Source organism: Ruminiclostridium cellobioparum DSM 1351 = ATCC 15832 (genome assembly GCF_000621505.1).
Taxonomy (GTDB): Bacteria; Bacillota; Clostridia; order Acetivibrionales; family DSM-1351; genus Ruminiclostridium; species Ruminiclostridium cellobioparum.
On record NZ_KK211293.1, the window covers coordinates 84875 to 109042 of the forward strand.

The 24168-nt window shown below is 40.6% G+C and carries 22 protein-coding genes; 21 read left to right on the forward strand and 1 reads right to left on the reverse strand.

Annotated elements, in window-relative coordinates; translation table 11 throughout:
• Nucleotides 1-153 precede the first annotated feature (153 nt).
• The 7 genes from T344_RS0124035 to hfq all read left to right on the forward strand — a co-directional run bounded on the left by T344_RS0124035 (nucleotide 154) and on the right by hfq (nucleotide 8989).
• Nucleotides 154-687, forward strand: a complete 534-nt coding sequence (locus tag T344_RS0124035) for a GNAT family N-acetyltransferase (RefSeq protein ID WP_027630809.1) — start codon at nucleotides 154-156, stop codon at nucleotides 685-687.
• A gap of 130 nt (nucleotides 688-817) precedes the next feature.
• Nucleotides 818-2245, forward strand: a complete 1428-nt coding sequence (gene miaB / locus T344_RS0124040) for a tRNA (N6-isopentenyl adenosine(37)-C2)-methylthiotransferase MiaB (RefSeq protein WP_027630810.1) — start codon at nucleotides 818-820, stop codon at nucleotides 2243-2245.
• A gap of 168 nt (nucleotides 2246-2413) precedes the next feature.
• On the forward strand, nucleotides 2414-2800 hold the full coding sequence (locus tag T344_RS0124045; RefSeq protein ID WP_027630811.1) for a YlbF/YmcA family competence regulator: 387 nt from the start codon (nucleotides 2414-2416) through the stop codon (nucleotides 2798-2800).
• 112 nt (nucleotides 2801-2912) lie between these two features.
• Nucleotides 2913-5528 (forward strand): DNA mismatch repair protein MutS, encoded by a 2616-nt coding sequence (gene mutS / locus T344_RS0124050; RefSeq protein ID WP_027630812.1) that lies wholly within the window; start codon nucleotides 2913-2915, stop codon nucleotides 5526-5528.
• Nucleotides 5529-5538: 10 nt separating this feature from the next.
• A complete protein-coding gene (mutL, locus tag T344_RS0124055; RefSeq protein ID WP_027630813.1) occupies nucleotides 5539-7605 on the forward strand; it encodes a DNA mismatch repair endonuclease MutL in 2067 nt (688 codons plus the stop codon).
• A gap of 24 nt (nucleotides 7606-7629) precedes the next feature.
• Entirely contained in the window at nucleotides 7630-8565 is a 936-nt protein-coding gene (gene miaA / locus T344_RS0124060) for a tRNA (adenosine(37)-N6)-dimethylallyltransferase MiaA (RefSeq protein ID WP_027630814.1), read from the forward strand.
• A 181-nt stretch (nucleotides 8566-8746) separates the two neighbouring features.
• The gene (gene hfq / locus T344_RS0124065; protein WP_027630815.1) at nucleotides 8747-8989 is read left to right on the forward strand and encodes an RNA chaperone Hfq; all 243 of its coding nucleotides are present in this window, start codon (nucleotides 8747-8749) and stop codon (nucleotides 8987-8989) included.
• Between the two features lie 210 nt (nucleotides 8990-9199).
• Here the strand turns inward: hfq and lexA are convergent, their stop codons facing one another.
• The gene (gene lexA, locus T344_RS0124070; RefSeq protein ID WP_027630816.1) at nucleotides 9200-9853 is read right to left on the reverse strand and encodes a transcriptional repressor LexA; all 654 of its coding nucleotides are present in this window, start codon (nucleotides 9851-9853) and stop codon (nucleotides 9200-9202) included.
• Nucleotides 9854-10006: 153 nt separating this feature from the next.
• Between lexA and yneA the strand changes: the two genes are divergently transcribed.
• The 14 genes from yneA to T344_RS0124140 all read left to right on the forward strand — a co-directional run bounded on the left by yneA (nucleotide 10007) and on the right by T344_RS0124140 (nucleotide 24159).
• The gene (gene yneA / locus T344_RS0124075; RefSeq protein ID WP_027630817.1) at nucleotides 10007-10300 is read left to right on the forward strand and encodes a cell division suppressor protein YneA; all 294 of its coding nucleotides are present in this window, start codon (nucleotides 10007-10009) and stop codon (nucleotides 10298-10300) included.
• A 121-nt stretch (nucleotides 10301-10421) separates the two neighbouring features.
• Nucleotides 10422-12491 carry a proton-conducting transporter transmembrane domain-containing protein gene (locus T344_RS0124080; protein WP_027630818.1) on the forward strand — a complete coding sequence of 690 codons (2070 nt, stop codon included), beginning with the start codon at nucleotides 10422-10424 and terminating at the stop codon, nucleotides 12489-12491.
• Nucleotides 12492-12543: 52 nt separating this feature from the next.
• Nucleotides 12544-13482, forward strand: coding sequence for a respiratory chain complex I subunit 1 family protein (locus T344_RS0124085; protein WP_027630819.1), 939 nt, complete (start codon nucleotides 12544-12546; stop codon nucleotides 13480-13482).
• Between the two features lie 43 nt (nucleotides 13483-13525).
• Nucleotides 13526-14188 carry a hydrogenase gene (locus T344_RS0124090; protein WP_027630820.1) on the forward strand — a complete coding sequence of 221 codons (663 nt, stop codon included), beginning with the start codon at nucleotides 13526-13528 and terminating at the stop codon, nucleotides 14186-14188.
• Nucleotides 14189-14225: 37 nt separating this feature from the next.
• Nucleotides 14226-15716, forward strand: coding sequence for a hydrogenase 4 subunit F (locus T344_RS0124095; RefSeq protein ID WP_027630821.1), 1491 nt, complete (start codon nucleotides 14226-14228; stop codon nucleotides 15714-15716).
• A 1-nt stretch (nucleotide 15717) separates the two neighbouring features.
• Nucleotides 15718-17307 carry an NADH-quinone oxidoreductase subunit D-related protein gene (locus T344_RS0124100; RefSeq protein WP_027630822.1) on the forward strand — a complete coding sequence of 530 codons (1590 nt, stop codon included), beginning with the start codon at nucleotides 15718-15720 and terminating at the stop codon, nucleotides 17305-17307.
• Nucleotides 17308-17463: 156 nt separating this feature from the next.
• On the forward strand, nucleotides 17464-18264 hold the full coding sequence (locus tag T344_RS0124105) for an NADH-quinone oxidoreductase subunit B family protein (protein WP_027630823.1): 801 nt from the start codon (nucleotides 17464-17466) through the stop codon (nucleotides 18262-18264).
• 179 nt (nucleotides 18265-18443) lie between these two features.
• On the forward strand, nucleotides 18444-18686 hold the full coding sequence (locus T344_RS0124110; protein WP_027630824.1) for a hypothetical protein: 243 nt from the start codon (nucleotides 18444-18446) through the stop codon (nucleotides 18684-18686).
• Nucleotides 18687-18693: 7 nt separating this feature from the next.
• Nucleotides 18694-19857 carry a cysteine desulfurase family protein gene (locus T344_RS0124115; RefSeq protein WP_027630825.1) on the forward strand — a complete coding sequence of 388 codons (1164 nt, stop codon included), beginning with the start codon at nucleotides 18694-18696 and terminating at the stop codon, nucleotides 19855-19857.
• Between the two features lie 45 nt (nucleotides 19858-19902).
• Nucleotides 19903-21078, forward strand: a complete 1176-nt coding sequence (thiI, locus tag T344_RS0124120) for a tRNA uracil 4-sulfurtransferase ThiI (RefSeq protein ID WP_027630826.1) — start codon at nucleotides 19903-19905, stop codon at nucleotides 21076-21078.
• A 326-nt stretch (nucleotides 21079-21404) separates the two neighbouring features.
• The gene (locus tag T344_RS0124125; protein ID WP_027630827.1) at nucleotides 21405-21662 is read left to right on the forward strand and encodes an MBL fold metallo-hydrolase; all 258 of its coding nucleotides are present in this window, start codon (nucleotides 21405-21407) and stop codon (nucleotides 21660-21662) included.
• 89 nt (nucleotides 21663-21751) lie between these two features.
• Nucleotides 21752-22942 (forward strand): C40 family peptidase, encoded by a 1191-nt coding sequence (locus T344_RS0124130; protein ID WP_027630828.1) that lies wholly within the window; start codon nucleotides 21752-21754, stop codon nucleotides 22940-22942.
• A 25-nt stretch (nucleotides 22943-22967) separates the two neighbouring features.
• Nucleotides 22968-23432 carry a transcription elongation factor GreA gene (gene greA, locus T344_RS0124135; RefSeq protein ID WP_027630829.1) on the forward strand — a complete coding sequence of 155 codons (465 nt, stop codon included), beginning with the start codon at nucleotides 22968-22970 and terminating at the stop codon, nucleotides 23430-23432.
• A gap of 49 nt (nucleotides 23433-23481) precedes the next feature.
• On the forward strand, nucleotides 23482-24159 hold the full coding sequence (locus tag T344_RS0124140; protein ID WP_027630830.1) for an HD domain-containing protein: 678 nt from the start codon (nucleotides 23482-23484) through the stop codon (nucleotides 24157-24159).
• Nucleotides 24160-24168: the final 9 nt, after the last annotated feature.

The window sequence follows — 24168 nt, forward strand, 5'->3', positions numbered from 1 at the left end:
CGACCCTCCAAATACATTAAGCTCTAAATATTATTTCAAAAATTCATTGAATTGTAAAGATTATACATCGGTATGATATTTAATTGTTCTTCCGGCTTTAAAGTATAATCCGGATTTGATACAATTTTATAAAAAGGATATTGGGGAGAAATAATGGGAGTAAGAAAGGCCACAATCGAGGATGCCGGTGCAATGAGCCTTGTACATTCTCAGACCTGGAAAAAAGCATATGTTGATTTCATATCGGCAGAATATCTGAAAAACATTTCTGACGAAGGTTGGATTCCGCTGTTCTCAAGGGCATTAAGAGAAAATATACACCAGGCTGCGGTTTATGAAACAGATAAAAGGATTACGGGCACAATCACTTTCGGTGAGGCTCGAAAAGACTCGTCTTGGGAAACCGAGCAGCATACCGGTCAGATTCAGCCTGACGAAGGCGAAATCATTTCACTCTATGTGCTTCCGAATTACTGGTCCACAAAACAGGGCTATGAATTAATGAAATTTGCTGTTGAAGCATTAAAGAGTCAAGGCTTTAAAAGTTGTTTCCTCTGGGTAATCAAAGATAATGCGAGAGCCGTAAATTTTTACAGGCGTTTTGGTTTTAAAAGCAAAGGCCGATTAATGAACGTCATGCTGGCAGGTCTACCTGTAACCGAGGAAAAGTACCAATTGATATTTTAAATAAATGGTTTTCGGTTTATTTATGTTATTGTTTAACAGTTATTTTTCTTTAAAAAGAGGTTTTTTATGTTATAATATTCACTGTATTTAAAAAACTATATAAGCCGCACTTGAACTTGGAGGAGTTAAATTGAGCAAAAGGGTAACCACGCAGGTATCTGCCGGAGAAATAGCCCAGCAGTATAAATATATCGAAATACTCAGGGATTACAATCAGAAAAGGGTCTCTGACACAGGAAAGCCGGTTAAGTATAATATAGAAACCTTTGGCTGTCAGATGAATGAAAATGACTCTGAACGCCTTTCAGGCATGCTTTCTGAAATGGGATATTCCGAAAGTGCCAAAAGGGCCGAAAGCGACCTTATAATCTTCAACACCTGCTGTGTCAGGGAAAACGCTGAACAAAAGGTGTATGGACATCTGGGGGCATTGAAAAAACTTAAGGAAAACAATCCTGAGCTGATAATAGCAATTTGCGGGTGTATGATGCAGCAGCCCGAAGTAGTTGAACATATAAAGAAAGTCTATAAACATGTGGATATAGTATTTGGTACACACAACCTGTACAAGTTTCCCGAATTGCTGAATACCGCCGTTGAAAGCAGGCAGACCGTAATCGATGTATGGGATTCGACGGGATCTATTGCAGAGAACATGCCGATAACACGTAAGGACAACCTTAAGGCCTGGGTTACTGTCATGTACGGCTGCAATAATTTCTGCTCCTACTGTATAGTACCTTATGTAAGGGGCAGGGAGCGCAGCCGGAGCATGGAAGATATAAAAAATGAAGTTATCCGGCTCGCCATGGAAGGCTGCAAGGAAATTACTCTGCTCGGACAGAATGTAAACTCCTACGGCAAGGATCTGGAGGGCGGATACACCTTCGCCGGCCTGCTCAGAGAGCTGAACACCGTTGACGGCATTGAGAGAATACGCTTTATGACCTCACATCCCAAGGACCTGTCGGATGAGCTGATATACGCCATGAGAGACTGTGAAAAGGTCTGTGAGCATTTGCATTTACCCGTCCAGGCCGGCAGCACAAGAATACTTGACGAAATGAACCGGAGGTATACAAAGGAACAGTATCTGGAACTGGTTGAAAAAATAAAGACTTACATTCCGGGTATTGCTCTATCTACTGATATTATAGTAGGTTTTCCGGGAGAGACAGAGGAGGATTTTTCCGAAACCCTTGACATTGTTGCAAAAGCCAGGTTTGATATGGCCTATACCTTCCTTTATTCCAAGAGGACCGGAACACCTGCCGCAAAGAATCCCGACCAGGTTTCAGAAGAAGTTAAAAAGGAGAGATTTGACAGGCTGCTGGCACTGCAAAACTCCATAAGCAGAGAAATAAACGATGAATTATTGGGAAAGGAAGCAGAGGTCCTGGTGGAAGGGCTCAGTAAAAGCAGCAAAACCACCTACACCGGAAGAACCAGAGAAAATAAAATCGTCAATTTCAAAGGAAACCCTGAACTGACAGGCAAGCTTGTCAAGATAAAGATTGACACCATACAGACCTGGTCTCTTCTGGGAAAGCTCATATGATCACCAAAATCCTATAAAACGGATAAAATGGATATGGAAATAAAACAATAAAAACGGGTTGAACAATGACGGAAAGTATAACTAAAAAGTTGAAAATATAAATTGATAGGCCGGGCTGAAAAGTATTGATATATGTTACTTGATATACCGGACGGAATGGAGATAAATATGGATATTACAGAAAAGGCCAGAGAACTGGGTTTAATGCTGGCAAATTCAAAGGAAATGGAATTATATAAGAACGCAGAGGCAGCAATGCAGTCCGACACTAAGTCAACGATACTTATGAACGAATATAAGCAGCTTCAGATAGAGATGGTTAAGAAAACCAGGGAAAATGCAGGGACCGAAGCTATTGAAGAGGCAAAACAAAAGCTCCTTGCAAAACAGAAAGAAATTAACGAATATCCCACAACCTTTGAATTTCTTTCGGCAAAAGCAAATCTGGAAGCTTTGATGAAAAAAGTCAATGATATCATCGTGTTCTCAATAACAGGTGAGCCAACCTGTTCGGATGACAAGTGCAAGACCTGCGGCGGTGGCTGCAAGGGCTAACGCCAAGAAAACAGGGTACTGACAGCCTGTCAAAAAGCCGCAAACGTTTTTTTAAGCCAGTGCTTTTGTGGTGCATACATCGTAAGTTACAAAAGGAATACCGGAGGTTTGTATGGGAACAGTTACTCCAATGATGCAGCAGTATTTAAGTATAAAAGAACAATATAAGGACTGTATTTTATTTTTCAGACTTGGAGACTTCTACGAGATGTTTTTCAGCGATGCCGAAATTGCCTCAAAGGAGCTTGAAATAACACTCACAGGTAAGGATTGTGGTTTGGAGGAGCGTGCGCCCATGTGCGGCGTTCCTTTTCATGCTGCTGACGGTTACGTAGCACGGCTGGTATCAAAGGGTTTCAAGGTTGCAATCTGTGAACAGGTTGAAGATCCGGCCCTGGCAAAGGGTATAGTAAAAAGGGATGTTGTCAGGGTTGTAACTCCCGGTACCGTAACAGACATATCAATGCTGGATGACAGAAAGAACAACTATCTGATGTCGGTATGCAGAAACGGCAACTTTTACGGCCTGGCGGCTGTTGATATAACAACGGGTGATTTTTACGCCACCAGGATAACCTGGGGAAATACAAGGGGAAAGCTTCTGGACGAAATAGCAAAGTTCATGCCCTCGGAGCTGGTTGTGAACAGTGAATTCAACGAGGACAGGGAATTGCTGTCCCAGCTGAACCTGCGCTTTAACATATACATATCGGCTTACGACAACTGCAGTTTTGAATACGGTAATGCAAAAGAGACGCTTAAGGAACATTTTCAAAACCTTAACCTGGACCTGTCGGAATATGATATTTCAATAAACGCCTCGGGCGCACTCCTGAAGTATCTTGATATGACTCAGAAAGTAAACCTCAGCCATATTCAGAATTTTAATTCATATAGTATCGAAGAGTTTATGATCCTGGATGCTGCCACCCGGCGCAACCTCGAACTGACCGAGACTATGAGGGAAAAGTCAAAGCGGGGCTCTCTGCTTTGGGTTCTGGACAAGACCATGACCTCAATGGGAGGCAGGCTCTTGAGAAAATGGATAGAGCAGCCCCTGGTCAACCTTGGGGATATCCAGCAAAGACTTGACTCTGTAGACGAATTCAAAAACAGATTCATGGCACGCATGGAAATAAGGGAAATGCTGCGCCGGGTTTATGATATAGAACGCCTGATGGGCAAGGTTGTTCTGGGAAGTGTAAACTGCCGTGATCTGATTGCACTGAAAAACTCGGTGGGCCAGATACCTTACATAAAAAATACATTAACAGATTTTGAGGCCCAACACAACAGATTTTGCTATGAACAGCTGGACACCCTTGAGGATGTGTGCCAGCTCATAGAAACTGCCATAATAGACGACCCTCCGGTAACAATAAAGGAGGGCGGCATAATAAAGACCGGTTATAACCCCGAGGTGGACAAGCTCAGACAGGCATCGACCCAGGGCAAGGACTGGATCGCAGCCCTGGAAGCGGCCGAGAAGGAAAAAACGGGTATAAAGAACCTCAAAGTCGGGTTTAACAGGGTTTTCGGCTATTATATAGAAATCACAAAATCCAATTTTTCACTTGTACCTGAGGACTATATCAGGAAACAGACTCTGGCAAACTGTGAAAGATACATAACTCCTGAACTCAAGGAAATAGAAGATAACATACTAGGTGCCGAAGAAAAGATAATCCAGCTGGAATACGGTTTATTTATTGAAGTCAAGGAAGCAATAGCTGCACAACTTACAAGGATCAAGAACACTTCCAGGGCGCTGTCCGAGCTGGACGCACTGGCATCGCTGGCTGAGGTTGCGGACAGGGAGGGCTATTGCATGCCTGAAGTTACCGCCACCGACGAGATACATATTGTGGACGGGAGGCATCCTGTTGTTGAAAAAATGATAGACAAGAGCAGCTTTGTGCCGAATGACACCTTGCTTGACATGGACGAGGACAGACTGGCAGTGATAACTGGCCCCAACATGGCAGGTAAGTCCACCTATATGAGACAGACGGCTCTTATTGTGCTTATGGCGCAAATAGGCAGCTTTGTCCCGGCCACGTCAGCCAGGATAGGACTTGTGGACAGGATATTTACAAGAGTGGGAGCTTCCGATGACCTGGCTTCGGGACAGAGTACCTTTATGGTAGAAATGTCGGAGGTGGCAAACATTCTGATGAATGCCACGCAGCGAAGCCTTCTGATTCTGGATGAAATAGGCAGGGGGACAAGCACTTTCGACGGTCTCAGCATAGCATGGGCTGTGATAGAATACATAGTTAACAAGGAAAATCTGGGCTGCAGAACACTTTTTGCAACTCATTATCATGAACTGACCGAGCTGGAAGGAAAGCTCACCGGAATAAAGAATTATTGCATTACAGTCAAGGAAAAAGGCGAAGATGTCATATTCCTGCGCAAAATCATCAGGGGAGGGGCCGACGGCAGCTACGGCATACAGGTTGCAAGACTTGCGGGCGTGCCTCTGCCTGTAATAGACCGGGCCAAGGAAATCCTTCTGGAGCTGGATGATGCCGATATAAGTAAAAACGGGAAGGCACGCAGGGTAAAGAAGCAGGTCGAGGGACAGCTGGACCTTTTTGAAGCTGCGGCAAAAGCGTCAGCCCACAATGAGATCCTTGAGGATATAAAGAAAATTGATATATCAAGGCTGACGCCCATAGATGCCATGAATATTCTATATGAACTTCAGCGCAAGATGAAGGATTAAAGGAGGTATTATGGGACACATAATTGTACTGGACGAAAATACATCAAATAAAATAGCAGCCGGAGAAGTGGTGGAAAAACCTGCTTCTGTTGTTAAGGAGCTGGTAGAAAACTCTATTGATGCCGGTGCAGCCAGTATCTCAGTGGATATAAAAAACGGAGGTATTTCTTACATAAAGGTGACCGATAACGGCAGCGGCATGGACGAAGATGATGTGGAAATCGCTTTTGAACGTCATGCCACCAGCAAAATAAAAAGGGCTGAAGATCTGGATTCCATCAGCACAATGGGGTTCCGGGGAGAAGCTCTTGCCAGCATAGCCGCTGTTTCCTCTGTAGAGCTTCAGACAAGAGCAGCCGGAAATACATATGGAATGTATGTACATATAAGCGGCGGTACACTCAGGGAGGTCAGACAAACCGGGTGTCCCGTGGGTACCACCTTTATTATCAGAGATTTGTTTTACAATACCCCTGCCAGATACAAATTCCTAAAAAAGGATTCAACCGAAGCAGGGTATATTTCAGACACAATTTCAAGAATTGCGCTGGGAAACCCCGGGATATCCTTTAAATTAACCAGCGGAAAAGCCCTGCTGCTGCACACTCCGGGAAATAATGACGTAAAAAGCGCTATTTACAGTATTTACGGTAAAGAAATCATTAAAGAACTTATTGAGGTGGGCTACCAGGACGAAAAATACAAAATAACCGGGTATATCGGAAAACCCGAGGCTGCAAGGGCAAACCGAAATTATCAGTCACTGTACATAAACAGAAGATACGTAAAGAGCAAAATGGTGTCTTATGCGGTTGAACAGGCATATACCAGTATTTTAATGAAAAACAAATTTCCGTTTTTTGTGTTGAATATTGAGCTTAACCCGCTGCTGGTGGATGCCAATGTTTCACCTGCCAAGACCGAAGTGCGCTTTGCCGAGGAAAGCTATCTCTCCAGGGCCATTTATATGGCGGTTTCAAAAGCCTTAAGTTCGGATACCCTGTTCAATCCCGTAACGGTTCCAACCAAAGACAGGGAAATATTCAAGTTTAAAGGTGCAGACCCAAAGCCGGATTATGTCCAGGAGGAACTCCGATACAATATTGAACAAAAGGCACCGGAAGGTATACAGGTTCAGGAGAGCAAAAGTCTGAACACAGAACAGGACAGCCCGGCAAATTCCACTAGTGCCAGAATACCAGAGCAGCCGGCTGATAAAAAAGACATAACAGCGGCCCTCAACATCAGTACCAGAATCTCAGAGGAACAGGAAATAAGGAGCTTCACTGAGGCTCTGAAACCGCTGGCCAGAACCGATATTTCATCAAGGGACCGGGTCCCCGCCCATCTCTTGCCGCAAGAGCAGGGCGTCCCGGATAATTATATCCCTGTAGTCGTTGATATTCCTGCCATAAGAGAAGAAACTATCCCTGAAATACAAAATGCCGGTCAGACCGCTTCAGAAGAAATTCCAAAAAAGAAAAGTCCCGAGCTGGACCTTACTGCCATGAAATATATAGGACAGGCTTTTTCAACCTATATCATACTGCAAAACGGTGAAGAGCTTGTACTTGTGGATCAGCATGCAGCTCACGAACGGATAATTTATGAAAAGCTTAAAATTAAATATGAGGAACAGGTGAATACCACTCAGCTGCTCCTGGAACCTGCAGTAATTCAGTTTCAACCACTGGAACTCAATGAAATCAGGGGCAGGCAGGAAATGCTCAGCAAAATCGGATTTGTTTTTGAGGATTTTGGAAACAATTCAATTATAATAAGGGGTATTCCGTATCTATTGGAAGGCTGTTCACCCAAAGATGTTTTTCTGGAATTGGCCGATAAAATATTTTCATCGCTTAAGCCTGTAGCTACGCCTCTTGCGGATGAGATCATCCACACAATAGCCTGCAAGGCTGCCATTAAAGCCAACAGGAAGCTTAATGACAGTGAGGTAACTCGTTTGCTGGAGGAGCTTGCCTCGGCCGGCTCCAGATATACATGTCCTCATGGAAGACCCACTGTAATAAGACTTACAAAGTATGAAATAGAAAAGATGTTTAAAAGGATCGTTTAGAATGAAGTGTTGAAAGGATAACCAATGAAGGAAGTAATAGTAATAGCGGGCCCCACTGCTTCCGGGAAAACCAGTCTGTCAATTGAGCTTGCAAAACTTTTGAACGGAGAAATTATTTCAGCAGACTCCATGCAGGTTTATAAATATATGGATATTGGAACAGCCAAACCCTCGGCGGAAGAAATGCAGGGTATCAGGCATTACCTCATAGATGAGCTTTTGCCCAATGAAGAATTCAATGTTGTAAAATTCAAGGAAGCGGCTGAAAAATATATCGAAGCAATCCTTGAAAAGGGTAAACAGCCTATAATTGCAGGAGGCACCGGCCTTTATATAAGTTCTTTGATAAATAATATAAATTTCAGTGAAACCGTGAGCGATTGGGAGCTTCGCAAACAATTGGAAAGGGAAGCGGAGGAATACGGGCCGGTTCACATACACGACAAGCTGAAGCTTGTGGATCCGGCATCGGCGGCAAGCATACATCCCAATAATGTCAAGCGTGTCATACGGTCCCTGGAGGTATACTATCAGACTCAAAAACCCATCAGCTATCACAATGAAAAGTCCAGAGAAATACCTCCGAAGTATAAGTTCATTTTATTGGGACTTACGATGGAGCGTGAAAAATTATATGACAGAATCAACAAAAGAGTTGATATCATGCTTGAAAATGGTTTGATTGATGAAGTGGAAAGGCTTGTTGAACTTGGGTATGCGGATTCCATCACCTCCATGCAGGGAATCGGTTACAAGGAAATATTATCCTATCTCAGGAATGAGATCACACTTGAGGAAGCAGTTGAAACTGTCAAAAGAGAATCAAGAAGATATGCCAAGAGGCAAATTACCTGGTTTAAGCGGATCAAAGAAATTAAATGGTTTAGTATAGATAATTCTGGAAATACTAATAATATAATTGAAGCTGTTATAACCTATATAGGAAGCCATTGTGCATAGCTTCCGGCTCTAGTAGTACTATATTCTTATTGCATGTGCTGGTATAATCTAGTAGAATAAAACTATACTTATGTCTTCAATGTTGCAGCAATTGATTTTGGGGGCAGAAAGAGTTCGATTCACAAGAAATTTTGAATCGTCCTAAGAAACTATATATATAAAACAAAGGAGAGGATTTACTTTGGTAAAGAATACTATCAACTTGCAGGACATTTTTTTAAACCAGGTCAGAAAAGAACATATAGCGGTGACTATATACCTGACTAATGGATTTCAATTAAAGGGAATGGTTAAGGGTTTTGACAATTTTACTGTTGTTCTTGACAGTGATGGCAAACAGCAGCTTGTTTATAAACATGCAATCTCAACAATAAGCCCCATGAAGGTAGTAAACCTGATTTTTAATGATCAGATGAAGGAATAAGCCAGATTTACATAGTTTTATTACTATATATCTGAAATGGAATACAAATAATTTATGTTAGATAAAAAACTCCGATTATTTTATAATAATGGGAGTTTTTGTTGTGCGTTTATAATTAATTTATATTATATAAAATTATATAAATAAAAAAGGGTGAAATTTTGTTTCACCCTTTTTTATACGTGTATGGGGATTATAATATTTTCCGTGTTACATCCTTCTGAAAACACCTATTACCTTACCGATAATAGAAACATTGTCCTTCACTATGATAGGTTCCATTCTGCTGTTCTCGGGCTGTAAACGGATATGATCCTTCTCTTTGAAAAAAGTCTTGCAGGTAGCTTCGTCTTCAAGTAAAGCAACAACTATATCACCATTATTGGCAGTTGACTGCTGCCGGACTAAAACAAAATCCTTGTCGAGTATTCCTGCTTCAATCATACTGTCCCCTTGAATCCGCAGCATAAAGGCAGTACTGTTTTGAACAAAATCCACCGGAAGAGGGAAGGTATCTGTGATGTTTTCCACGGCTAAAATAGGCTGTCCTGCCGCAACCTTGCCGACCACGGGAACTTCAACCATCTCCCGTGAAGTATAATAGCCTTCCTTCTGAGAATTTGCGGCTGCTTTTTGGGATTTATCTGAATTATTTAAAATTTTAATAGCTCTCGGTTTAGTGGGATCCTTCTGAAGTACGCCATTGTCGGTAAGTTTTTGAAGATAGGCGTGCACAGTAGAGGTAGACTTAAAACCAACTGCAGCACAAATCTCTCTGACTGACGGGGGATATCCGTTCTCGTATACACATTTATTAACATAGTCAAGAATTTCCTGCTGCTTTGTAGAGTTCTTCTTAGCCATAAAAACCTCCTAAATTATGTAGATTTCAAGGTTAGTATAGCATATAAATTTCCAAAAAGCAAACTAATGTTCGAAAATTTTTAAAACATATTGACAACAGGAACAAATGTTCGGTATTATATATGTAAAGAACAAATGTTCGGGAGGTTTGTCATGAATAAAAAGAGATACGTTTTAAAGAATAGAATGAGATTCTTTGGTTTTTTATTTTTTGTTTTCCTTATAACCTTCATAGCAGTTTATACAGCCGGTGTTTCAGGTTATACCGAGCCGGTCTACCAGACTCTTACAGTCAAATCCGGCGATACTCTGTGGTCCATTGCACAGCAACATAAGGATGACGACTGTGACATCAGGGAATATATATATAATGTCAAGAAAATAAACAACATGGATTCCAGTATGCTGATTGCAGATACATCCATATTAATTCCGGCTGAGGAATAATATTTTAATTTCCGACAAAATCATATGATTTGCTCCATGGATTTGACAATTGTATATTGCGGTAGTATCATAGATGCTGTATTTATCAAGCTCTACTTAACTGCTCTGGAGGTTTTGATTCATGTCGGCAAATTATTTGACTACAAGCTTTATTATATGTCTTTTGTTGTATATTGCAGGATCACTCTCTTCATTGGCAACATACTTTAAGCCTAAAATATCAAATTTTTTGTCAAATATATTTTCACTGGCAGCCGGAAGTTTATTAAGCATCTCCATGATACATAAATTATTTACTGCCGATACTCATGTTATTTCATTTAATATAGATAACAATATTCCTTTTATCAACCTTAATTTCAAAATAGATAACCTGGCCGCATTCTTTCTTTTGCTGATTGGAATTGTTACATCAATAGTTTCAATATATTCTTTTTCATATATGAAGCGATTCTTTACCATTAAAAATGTCGGTGTTTTCGGTGTCTTTTATAATCTTTTTATTTTGTCAATGGTCATGTTGGCAGCAAGTAACAATATCCTGTTATTCCTTGTGTTCTGGGAATTAATGTCACTGCTTTCATATTTCCTGGTAATATACGAGCATGAAAGGGATGAGGTTCAAAAAGCCGGTAAAACCTACATAATAATGACTTATACAGGTACCGCATTCATAACGGCCGCATTTCTGTTGATAGTTTATTTTACCGGAAGCTTTGAGTTTTCAGCAGTTACTTCATCTTTGATTCCTAAAACTTATTCCAATCTGATATATATTTTCCTGCTCTTAGGGTTTGGCACAAAGGCGGGTATTATTCCAATGCACATCTGGCTTCCGTATGCATATACCGAAGCACCAAGCAACGTGGCTGCCATAATGTCTGCAGTTATGAAAAAGATGTCCATATATGGTTTACTGAGAATAGTATTTTTCATTTTACACGAAAATGCCATGTGGTGGGGAGTACTAACCTTGATAATCGGCACAGTCTCAGCAGTGTTCGGAATTGCATATTCCGTAGCCTCTACAACAAATATAAAGAGACTGCTTTCTTATTCCAGCATTGAAAATATGGGTATTATTTTTTGTGGAATTGGTATCATGCTCATAGCCAGAGCCTCAGGAAATTCCTTTTTACTGTCTCTCTCCCTGACTGCCGTACTGTTGCATACTTTAAATCATGCACTGTTCAAATCCCTATTGTTCATGGGTGCGGGAGCTGTCCATTACGGAACCGGTACAAGGAATATGGAGAAGCTGGGTGGATTGATTAAAAAAATGCCGCTTACAGCCGTCTTTATTTTCATAGGCTGTCTTGCTGTTTCTGCAGTTCCGCCGTTTAACGGTTTTGCAAGTGAATATATCATTTTCCAGTCAATAATAAACAGCATAATCAGCTTTGTTCCATCCGGCCAATTCCCAATGGTTATATTATTTGTTATTGTGGCTGCATTTCTTGCTATTACAGGTGCTTTAGTAGTGTTCACCTATGTCCAGCTTTTCGGTATTTCCTTTTTAGGTATGCCCAGAAGCACCGAAGCACAAAATGCAATCGAACCGGAAAAGCCAATGCTGGCTGCTCTTGCCGCAGGGGCACTTTTATGCATAGTTCCCGGAGTGGGGCTTAAGCAGATTATAAAATTGATAGATAATGTGTCGGTTGATCTGATTGATATTAAACTCCTTTCAACAGACTGGTCTTTATCAAAGTTTCTGCATTATCCTGTTGAAAACGGAAGCCTCAGTGTTTCCTTCAGCAGCCTTTCCATAATGCTGCTGGTATTTATCGCAGTGGTATCCCTGCTGGCGGCAGTTTTCAGGAAGAGAACCCTGGTGCAAAAATATAATACATGGGATTGCGGCTACACAAAATTGAACCCCCGAATGCAGTATTCGGCTATCGGTTTTTCAAAATCGGTGCGTATAATTTTCAGAGGACTGTTCAAGCCTAACAGGGATTTGGTGATTACTGAAGGAGCCGGCCCTTATTTTATAAAAAAGGCAAGTTACACACTGTCTACTGAAAAAGTAATTGAAAAATATTTGTATAAACCGTTTATCCTGGCACTGATTAATTTTTCAAGAAAAGCCAGATATAAAATTCAAACCGGCAGTATACATGCATATTTAATGTATTTCTTCTGTGTTTTGATTTTAATGCTGTTGTATTACAGCTTCCTGGCAAGTTAGGACACCTGATCGGTTTTATTGTGATATATTACATATATAAAGGGTTGAGGCAATGCTTGAGTCAATTTTAAAACTGATATTACAAATATTGATAACACTTTTGATTGCACCGTTTTTTACGGGAGTTATCAGAAAAATGAAAGCCAGGGTGCAGCATAGAGTGGGGGCTTCGGTTATTCAGCCTTATTATGACTTAATAAAGCTGTTTAAGAAAGACCTTGTAGTTTCAGAAACCGCTTCCTGGATATATAATTTAGCTCCTTATGTTTACTTCATATCCTCGGTGGCGGCCATAAGCTGTTTGCCCATAGTGCATGGCTTGACCGGTTTTTCCTTTTATACCGATTTACTGATAATTGTTTATCTTTTTGTTGCCGGCCGGATATTCATGGCCTTGGCAGGACTTGATACCGGAAGTACCTTCGGAGGAATGGGAAGCAGCAGGGAACTGCTGGTTTCGGCACTTGTGGAACCGGCCTTGTTTATTGTAATCATAACTGTCAGTGCCAGAGCTGAAGTAGCCTCTACCAATGTACCTGCAATTTATGAATTCCTTGCAGGTAATACTGAAACAGCCTTTACACCCATGAATATTTTGCTGTCTGCAAGCATGCTTATGATTTTGATTGCAGAATCCTCCAGGATTCCTGTCGACGACCCGTCAACACATCTTGAGCTTACCATGGTCCATGAAGCCATGGTTCTGGAGTACTCGGGAAGACATCTTGCATTTATTGAAATGGGCAGTTACATAAAACAACTTGTATTTATGACTTTTATGGCGAATATTCTGATTCCGGTGGGTTTTAATGTAGGAAATACTTTCCTGGAATTTGGAATCTATCTTGTAAAAGTATTGGTTATAACAATTCTGGTTGGAGTTGTGGAATTGAATACTGTTAAATTCAGATTGTACAGCATACCCAACTTTGCTGTAATAGCTTTAGTAATATCAATCCTTGGTTTTTTAACCGGATTTATTCTTAAATAGTGTAATAACCAGCTGTATTTTAGCTTTTTAAAGGAGTTTGTCCATGTATCATAATGCATTGAACCTTATGTCCATATTGATTTTGATTTCAGCGTTCGCTTTAATAGCGAACAAACGTCAGAACTCCTATATACCAACCTTCAGATTCCAGTCGGTTTTACTGGCCGGAATATCACTGTTTGTGTCGGTCAGGGAAATGATTGCTTCAAAAAAGTTTGACGAAGTTATAATAATGTTCGTTTTAATTGTGGTTTTTAAAGTGATAATAATCCCCCGGTATATGAAAAGCACTGTTGAAAAGGTTGAATATAAGGTTGAGAAGGATTTCTTCATCAATATCCCGCTTTCAATGATAATCTGCTGCTGTTTGGTGGTTTTAAGCTGGTATGTTATTTACCATATCGAAGGAATAACTGATAATCATGCGAAAAATTATTTAATATATTCCTTTTCAGTAGTGCTGCTGGGATTGTTTTTCATGATAAGCAGGAAGAAAGCCATCGGTCAGATAATCGGTTTTCTTGTCATAGAAAACGGTATGTTCCTTGCGGCAATGCTGACAACAGAGGGAATGCCCATGATTGTGGAGCTGGGGCTTTTTTTTGACCTGCTGACAGCCTTTATAATAATGGGTATATTTGTATTTAAAATAAATAATACTTTTGAATCAATTGATATAAACAAACTCAAGAACTTAAAAGGATAAACCCTTTAGGTCAAAAGAAAATATCTTGGAGGATGAAATGAATCTGGCATTCATAGCTATCCCGGCATTAGCGGCCGGATTAGTCTGGACAAATAAAAATAAATCTATTATCCACTTAACCAACCTTGCCGGTGCGGCAGCAATGCTGCTGACATCCATACTGGCTCTTGTTGAAGTCAACAGGTCAAAAATCATAACCACCGGGGGCTTCTTTAAGGATATTTTTTATATTGATTCATTAAGTGTGTACATATTATTTATAACCACATTGGCTTTTTTTCTGGTTTCCCTTTACTCCATAAGCTATTTCGGACAGGAACTCAAAAGAAATGTTATTACTCTTAAAAAGCTCAAATTATATTACAGTCTTTCAAATGCTTTTGTGTTATCAATGATACTGGCATTGACAACACAGAATATGGGTGTCATGTGGATTGCCATCGAGGCCACTACACTTGCTTCGGCATTTTTGGTGGGCTTTTATAATAATAAGAGAGCTATTGAGGCAGCCTGGAAGTATCTCATCATCTGCTCGGTGGGCATTGCTTTTGCATTACTGGGTATTATTTTACTCTATTATTCATCGACTGTTGAACTTGGAGGAAACAAGGTCATTGGAATGAGCTGGAACTATCTGCTCCAGCACGCTTCGGCGCTTGACCCCAGCATACTGAAAATAGCCTTCATATTTATACTGATCGGATTCGGCACAAAAGTCGGTTTCTCACCAATGCATACCTGGCTGCCCGATGCACACAGTCAGGCGCCGTCTCCTGTGAGTTCGCTGCTGTCGGGGGTACTGCTTAACACAGCCATGTACGGTATTATCAGGGTTATGACCATAGTCAACAAAAGCCTGGACAGCAGCAGATATACCGGAAACCTGCTGCTATTGCTGGGAATTCTTTCAGTGGGTACAGCTGCAATATTTGTCCTTGTTCAACAGGATTACAAAAGGATACTTGCGTATTCAAGTATAGAACATATGGGCATTATTGCGATTGGCTTGGGCATTTGTACGCCTGTGGGCATATTTGCGGCAATTTACCATATCTTTAACCATGCAGTGACAAAGTCCATGCTCTTCCTGGCAACAGGGAATGTATACTTAAAATATCATACCAAAAAGATATCCAGCATAAAGGGTCTTATAAAAATCATGCCTGTAACAGGTGTTGTTTTTGCTATGGGTGCATTTGCAATCACGGGTATGCCGCCCTTCGGAATATTCATGAGCAAATTCAATACTGTGGCTGCTGCTATTTTCTCCAAAAATTATGTAATAGCAGTATTACTCCTTATATTTTTAGCTGCCGTCTTCGGCGGATTTACCAAACAATTGGGCAGGATGTTCCTTGGCAGCAACAACAATCCTGAAATCAACAAAGGTGAACTGGATAAGATAGGGCCTGCCGTACTTATAATATTATTTTGTATAACAATATTTATGGGTGTATATATTCCCGGACCTATAAAAACTCTGATGGATAACGCAACCGGTATCATTCTGGGAATGGGGGGGAAATAAAATGGTTTCCGAGGCTATATTTGAGACAATAAACAGACTGCTGAACACATTAGTGGCAGACAGCAAGCTTTTGAACGAAAATGAGATCTATACCGAGGTAAGCCCGGAAAATATTAAAGCCGCCTGTCTGAATATATATACCAATATAGATTGTGTTCTCATAGATCTTTTCGGAAATGATATTTCACCGGCAGATAAGCTGCAGGTATATTATACTTTTGCGGTCAGATCATCAAATACGCTGATAACTCTGTACACAAATATTGAAAAGGCTGACATTATGCAGCTTGAATCCATTTCTAACGAAATTCCGTCTGCAGCTTTTTATGAGAGGGAAATACAGGACATGTACGGCCTTCAATTTAATGCCATACCTGACAGCCGGGAACTGGTCCACCATGGCAATTTCCCTCTGAAGGTGCATCCTCTCAGAAAAGATTTTAAGGCCGATACCAGATTGGATTTCGTAAAACGTGAGCAGGAATTTATAAGCGTACAGGGCAAAGGCGTATTTGAAGTACCTGTCGGGCCTGTGCATGCAGGAATCATTGAGCCTGGACATTTCAGGTTCAGTGTGGCGGGCGAACCCATAATAAATCTTGAGGCCAAGCTATATTATGTACACAGGGGCCTGGAAAAATTGTCTGAAAACGAAAACTATATGAAAGTATTGTTATTTGCCGAGCGCATATCCGGTGATGAAACCTTTACCAACTCTCTGGCGTATTGCCAGGCAATAGAAAAGTTAAGCGGGATTACCTATCTTCCTGAAAGAGCACTTTATTCAAGGGTAGTATTCGCCGAACTGGAAAGAATCTGTGCACATCTGGGAGATATTTCAGGACTATGTGTCGACACTGCGTATATTTTTCCTGCCGGACAATTTGCAATGCTGAGACGCTGGATATTAATTTTGTGCGAGCAGCTCACAGGCAGCAGATTTTTAAGGAATTCCAACAAGCCTGGCGGATTACGGCGTGATTTCATCCGGAGCAATGAAAAAATTATCCATGAATGCATGGACAAGCTGGAAAAAGAATTTGCAGAGACAGTAACCATTATAAAAAATAACGGAATGTTTATTGACAGAGTAGAACATACTGGAATATTAACCAATGAGATGGCAGTTGATTTAAATGTTGTGGGACCGGGGGGAAGGGCCAGCGGCATAAAAACGGATGTAAGAAAAGAATTTCCTTACGCCGCATACCAAAAACTTAAATTTAATATTCCGGAGCACTCAAACTGTGACGTCAACTGCAGAATGAATGTTAAAATAGAAGAAGTTCAGGAGTCCATATCCTTAATCAGGCAGGCCCTGGAAAAAATGCCTGAGGAGGGCACTGTTTCGGTTGAAATCGGAGAACTTAAACCTCATGCCTTTGCTTTTGGGATGACTGAAGCACCCAGAGGAGAGAATGTTCATTTTGTTATGACCGGAGAGAATAATACCATTTTACGATATAAAGTCAGAACTCCGTCTTTCTGCAACTGGCCGGCACTTTGCCATGCAGTTAAAACCAATACGTTAACAGATTTTCCGTTGATCAATAAAAGTTTCAATTTGTCCTATGCCGGCAACGACTTATAATATAGTTGAAACCAATTAGATTATTTAACAACTTTTTGCAGCCACAACAGGGCACATGGCCAAATAACCTCCTCTATCCGCCTTATAGCGGATGAGGAGTGAAGAAGAGATTTCACTACTGTTTTGTGACCGCTATTGCGGCTCATGGAGGTCAATATGCATAATATATTAAAAAAGATGTTTCAGCACGGTACAGTTACGGTTGATTATCCTAATAAGCCAATAAAAAGTTCTTTTATAACCGGTTCACCACAATTTGACTATAATAAATGTAAAAAGTGCATGGCCTGTACAAGTATCTGTCCAACAGGTGCAATCGTTTTTGCAGATAACGACAGGGAAAAGACCAGGTTACCGGCGGTTAATCTGGATGAATGTATTTTCTGCCGTTTTTGTGAGGAAAATTGTCCGCAAGGTGCAATATGTCTTACAAACAGGTTTGAACTGGCCCAGAAGAGCCGGGAAGCACTCCGCTCGTCGCCCTTGTACATTCAGGAGGACGAGGTCAATGGCCTTGAATATGAGCTTCTGGGAAAACAGTTAAAGGAAAAAGTATATTCCAGGTTCGGGAAAAGTCTTCATATCAGGGAAGTGGATGCGGGCTCCTGCAATGGCTGCGATTATGAAATCAATGCACTGGGCAGTCCTTACAATGATATTGAGCGCTTCGGCATTCACTTTGTGGCCTCCCCCAGGCATGCTGATATGCTTCTGGTTACAGGCTGTGTTTCAAGAAATATGGAGGAAGCGCTTATAAAGACATATAATGCGGCACCTTCACCAAAGCTTGTTGTAGCAGTAGGTGCCTGTGCCTGCAGCGGCGGTATTTTCAAAAACAGCTACGCCGGAAAAAACGGTGTAGACAGGGTTTTGCCGGTGGATGTATATATACCTGGCTGTCCCCCTAGGCCCCAGGCAATAATTTATGGTATACTGAAGGCAATAGGCAGAATGTAGCAGTTAAGAATAATATTTATTGAATAATATTATTCTCGTATAAAATGTGTTTATTGTATATAGGTTGACTACATACGCCAACTGTGTGTAAAATAACCTTGCGAGAATTATATAATTCTGATTGTGATGTACGATTGCCGCACAGCGGAACGTTGACGGAATACGGATAGGAGAAGGATATGGCTGAGCGATGTGAACTTTATGACAGAGAATGTATAGACTGCGGAGAATGCGACCTGTGTGATCTGGATCCGTCAAAACACTGTGATGATTGCGGCCGTTGCATAGAGGAGCCCGAAGATTATAGAAGCATTACCGTAGAAGATTTTTTCAAACAGAATGTTACCAAAGAACAATTGAAGCGTATGGAAAAGAAGCTTTTGGAAAGACAAGCAGAAATTGAAGAAAAGCAGAAAGGTTAAATAATTAATGAGTCATGAGATTTACCTTGACAACAGTGCAACCACCAAGCCTTATGATGAAGTGGTTCAATATATTGTAGAAGTCAGCAGAAGTTATTACGGAAATCCGTCATCTCTCCACACAAAAGGTATTGAGGCCGAAAACCTCATAAAGAAGGCAAGGCTGCAGACAGCAAATGTATTAAGAGCAGACCCAAAAGAAATATACTTTACTTCGGGCGGTACCGAATCAAATAATCTGGCAGTGCTGGGCTATCTGCGTGCAAATCCCAGAGCCGGAAAACATATTATAACAAGTGAGATAGAGCATCCGTCGGTGCTTGAGGTTTTCAAGCATCTGGCTTCGGAAGGTTTTCGCGTAGATTACATTCCTGTCGATACCCGGGGAACGATAAGACTTGAGGCCCTCCGCAATGCGGTTGACAGTGAGACAGCGCTCATGAGCTTTATGCTTGCCAATAATGAAGTTGGCGCAATACAGCCCGTTTCGGAAATTGTTAAAATAAGAAAAGAATTATGTCCTTCTGCGGTTATTCACATAGATGCAGTCCAGGCTTTTGGTAAAATCCCCATATATCCTGCCGGTATGAATATTGAACTTTTATCAATGAGTTCTCATAAAATTCACGGACCTAAGGGAATTGGCGCTCTGTATGTCAAAAAAGGGGTAAGGATAAAGCCCATTTTATTTGGGGGTGGCCAGGAAACTGCTCTCAGATCCGGAACAGAAAATGTACCCGGAATTTGCGGGTTTGGTCTGGCAGCTGAAACAACTGCATCTGCCATGGAGGACAACCTCACTAAAGTAAGTGGTTTAAAGGAATTTTTTATCGGGAAGATAAAAGAAAATTTTGAGGATGCCGTCATAAATTCCTCTGATGAGGCTTTACCTTATATTATAAATGTTTCATTCCCGAATTTGAAATCAGAAGTACTGCTGCATCACCTTGAACAGAAAGGAATCTTTGTTTCGACGGGTTCGGCCTGCTCCTCGCACAAGAGCAGCCAAAGTCATGTACTCAAAGCTATGGGAGTTTCGGCAAAATATATCGACGGTGCGATTCGTTTTAGCTTATCGGCGCAAAATACACCGGAGGAATTGGATACAACCATCAATTCCTTAAAGGAAATTATACCAGTAATAAGTATAAAACACAGAGGGAAAGTTTAATAACAAAGTGAATAAACAGCGCCGTCAATGGCTCGGGAGGGTTAAATGAAAAAAATTATTTTAGTGAGATATGGTGAGATAATACTTAAAGGTTTAAATAGACCGGTTTTTGAAGACAAGCTGATTGGAAACATCAGAAGTGCTATTTTAAAATCAGGCAATGCCAGAATTTTTAAATCCCAGGGCAGAATATATATTGAACCACAGGAAGAAAATTATGATTTTGATTTTGTTCTTCAGAAAATTACCAGAATTTTTGGTGTGGTATCGGTAAGTCCTGTCTGGAAAATAGATACGGACTATAACCAAATTAAGGCGACGGCGCTAAAGGTGGCGTCCGACCTGGTTGCTCAATACGGATATAAAACCTTCAAACTGGAAACCAAAAGAGGAAATAAGAAATTCCCCATGCAGTCTCCTGAAATAAGTGCTGATTTGGGCGGATATATACTTGAGAATATTCCGGGGCTGACAGTGGATGTGAAGAACCCTGATTTCACAGTTTATTTGGAAGTTAGAGAAAGCTCCTATGTTTATTCAGATATAATTAAAGCTCACGGCGGAATGCCCATGGGTTCGAACGGGAAAGCAACGCTTCTGCTGTCAGGCGGTATTGACAGTCCGGTTGCAGGCTGGATGATGGGAAAAAGAGGCGTGGAAATTGAAGCCGTCCATTTTTACAGTTATCCTTACACCAGTGAAAGAGCCAAGCAAAAAGTGGTTGATCTGGCTCAGATATTGTCTCAGTATTGCGGCAAGTTTAAACTTCATGTGGTTCCGTTTACAGAGATACAGCTTGCAATAAATGACAATTGTCCTGAAGATCAGCTTACAATCATAATGAGACGAATTATGATGCGGATTGCCGAAATAATTGCACGTAAAACCAATTCAATGGCATTAATAACGGGAGAGAGCATGGGACAGGTGGCAAGCCAGACCATGCAAAGCCTTTATTGCACCGATTCGGCAGTTAATATGCCGGTGTTCAGGCCTTTGATCGGAATGGACAAGGTGGAGGTTATAGATATTGCAAGAAAAATAGATACGTTTGAAACCTCGATTTTACCATATGAGGATTGTTGTACCGTTTTTGTGGCCAAGCATCCGCAAACCAAACCAAAGCTGGAAAAAATAATGAAGTCGGAAGCAGCTGTTGATTTTGAACCGCTTATAGAGAGAGCGGTTGAAGCGACAGAGGTAATAGTGCTGAAACCTTGATTAGAGAGTAGGATATAAAAAATAGTAATTAGAGTAAAGAGAATAATATGAGTAAATGAGTTAATTTAACAAAAGCAGGTAAATGCGGTCGGATATTTCAGGCAGCATAACACCTGCTTTTTTAATGTGAAATTTTGTTTAATTTTTTCACATTAATAATTATTACATTATGCTGTCGGTTTTAGAATTATATTGTAAAAAGGCAATATTATGTATTATTATGTTATTATAACAGGTTAATTGAATAAAATTTATTATTCAAACTGACAGATCAGTATTGATATGATGTAATGACCTCATAAGGTCAGGTATTGGAGGATTAAAATATGAATATCACACATTTGTACGGTAATTTATATGAAGCAGTCTTTGATTGCAACGGTCATTATATTAAACAGGTTATTTACTTCATTTTGGAGGGCTCTAAAGCACTGCTTATAGACACAGGCTATAAGAGCGAGGCCGAAGAACTGAAAAGTTATTTTGACAAAAGGAATATTGAAGCAGAGAAATTTATTATCACCCATTATCATGACGACCATTTTACAGGCCTGAAAACATTCAGACATGGCCTAGTTTTATAATATATTGTATAAAATATTGTATAAAAATGGGCATTTTTGTGTTATTATGATTGTTATATACGAAAGACAAACGGGAGGTTAAATTCATAATGCTGTCAAAGTACATAAAAAGGTTAGTGACCGGTTTTATGGTTACAACTTTATCCATAATTCTATCATCAGGCTTTTCATATGCAGAAAATACCGGCAAGGTAACAGTTACAGCCAGCATTTTAAATCTTCGTGAAACACCTGATACCTCTTCAAAAGTTCTGAGTCAATTAAAGAAAGGCAATCAGCTTAATGTCCTGGAGAATTCCAACGGCTGGTTCAAGGTAACTTCAGAGGGCTTAACCGGCTGGGTTTCGGGAAGTTATGTCAAAAAAATTGAAGAACAGACTGTTACTGTCCAATACGGCAAAATTACCGGTAATAATGTAAATCTGAGAAAAGGCCCCGGAACGGGTTATGGTGTCATTTCCCAGATGAACAAAGGTGATGTCCTGACTGTTACTGAGCCATCCGGCAGTTGGTATAAGGTGAAAACCTCTGGCGGTACTGTCGGCTGGGTAAGCAGCTCATACATATCACTGGATCAGGCAGTAAAGGAATCTTCAGATCAGGCGAAAAGTAAAACTGGGGATAAGATAAAAAGTGACACTGAAAATAAATCCACAAACGGACAAATAAATAAACCGGATAATAATCCAGCAGAAAAGAACGGGATGGATAATACCGAAGAAAAACAGACAGGTCAAACTGAAAGCGGACCTGTAAATACTCCGGAAAGCAAGTCTCCTGACCGGTCCGGAAGCAATTTGGCAAATGAAACTGTTATACCCGGTGAATCTTCAGTATTGACAGGTTCCGAAATGTTATATATGGGAAATTTTACAGTTTCTGAACTGATAGATTATGCTCAAAGTCTGATTGGGGTAAAATATGTATATGGAGGTAATTCACCGGAAGAAGGTTTTGATTGTTCCGGATTTACCAAATATGTTTTTTCCCAGTTCGGCATAAATCTTGAACGGGTGGCTGCCGATCAGGCACAGCAGGGTATTGAGGTCGCCCAGGATGAATTATTGCCGGGGGATCTTGTATTTTCGGATACCGACGGCGGCAACAATTATATAAACCACGTTGGGATATATATAGGCAATGGTAAGTTCGTCAGTGCAACTTCGGGCTCTTTATCCGCAAAGGTAACTATATCCGAACTTAACAGCACATACTGGCAGGCTTCATATATGACCGCCAGAAGAATTTTTAAAACTGATTTTCCGGATGGAAAGATTTAATGTTATTATCAGGAGGTTACTATTCATGAGTCATACTTTAACAGAAGAAAACATAAAAAAATTACAGGAAGAATTAGAATACAGAATGACCGTTAAAAGGGCTGAAATTGCCAGGGAAAAATTAATAGCCGCAGAACACGGAGACAGATCTGAAAATGCCGAATATAAGGAAGCCTGTGAGAGATATACTGCAAATGACAATAGAATTCAGGAGTTGTTAAATACTATTTCCACTGCAATTGTCGTCGACGGCAGCAGTCAGGACAAATCGGTGCTGGGCATCAACAGCAGAGCAAGGATAAGGTTTGTTGACGATGATGATGAAGCTGTTGTAACACTGGTAACCACTATGGATATAGATCCTGCTAAAATGCGTATAAGTATAGAATCCGATCTTGGAAAGGCTCTGACCGGTAAAAAAGCCGGAGCAGTTGTAGAAGTTGATGCTCCCAGCGGAAAATACCCGGTTGAAATATTGGAAATATTGTAGAACGGTAATTTTGAGAATGACCTTTGGAAGGGACAGCCGGAAAGGAAAAATGAATAGAGAAGTATATAAAAAGATTGAAAATCATATGCTGGAGACTATGGATGACAGTGCTCATGACAGGGAACATATCTACAGAGTACTGTATATGGCTTTGGATATTGCAAAGCATGAAAGCAATGTGGATATGGAAGTCCTGATTGCCGCCTGCTTGCTTCATGATATCGGAAGAAAGGAGCAGTATCTCAATCCTGCTTTATGCCATGCTCATGTCGGCAGTGAAAAAGCATATAGCTATATGTTGGATTGCGGCTTTCCGGAACAAAAGGCCTCTCATATTAAAGAATGCATTTTATCCCACAGGTACAGAAGCGATAATCCGCCCGAAAGTATAGAAGCTAAAATATTATTTGATGCCGACAAACTTGATGCAACAGGTACCCTTGGCATTGCAAGAACATTGTTTTATAATGCGCTGATATCAGAACCATTATATTCTGTTGATGGGAATGGTAACGTCCTGGATGGAAAATATGATAAAGTTCCTTCTTTTTTTCATGAATATAAATATAAGTTGGAAAACATATATGATAAGTTTTATACATGCAGAGCAGCTCAAATAGCTCAGGAAAGACAGCTTTCGGCCGTTTCGTTTTATGAGAATATGCTCAAAGAGGTCAAGGCTTGTTACATTAATGGAATCCCGGATTTAAAAAGCATATTGGAATAAGTATTCAAG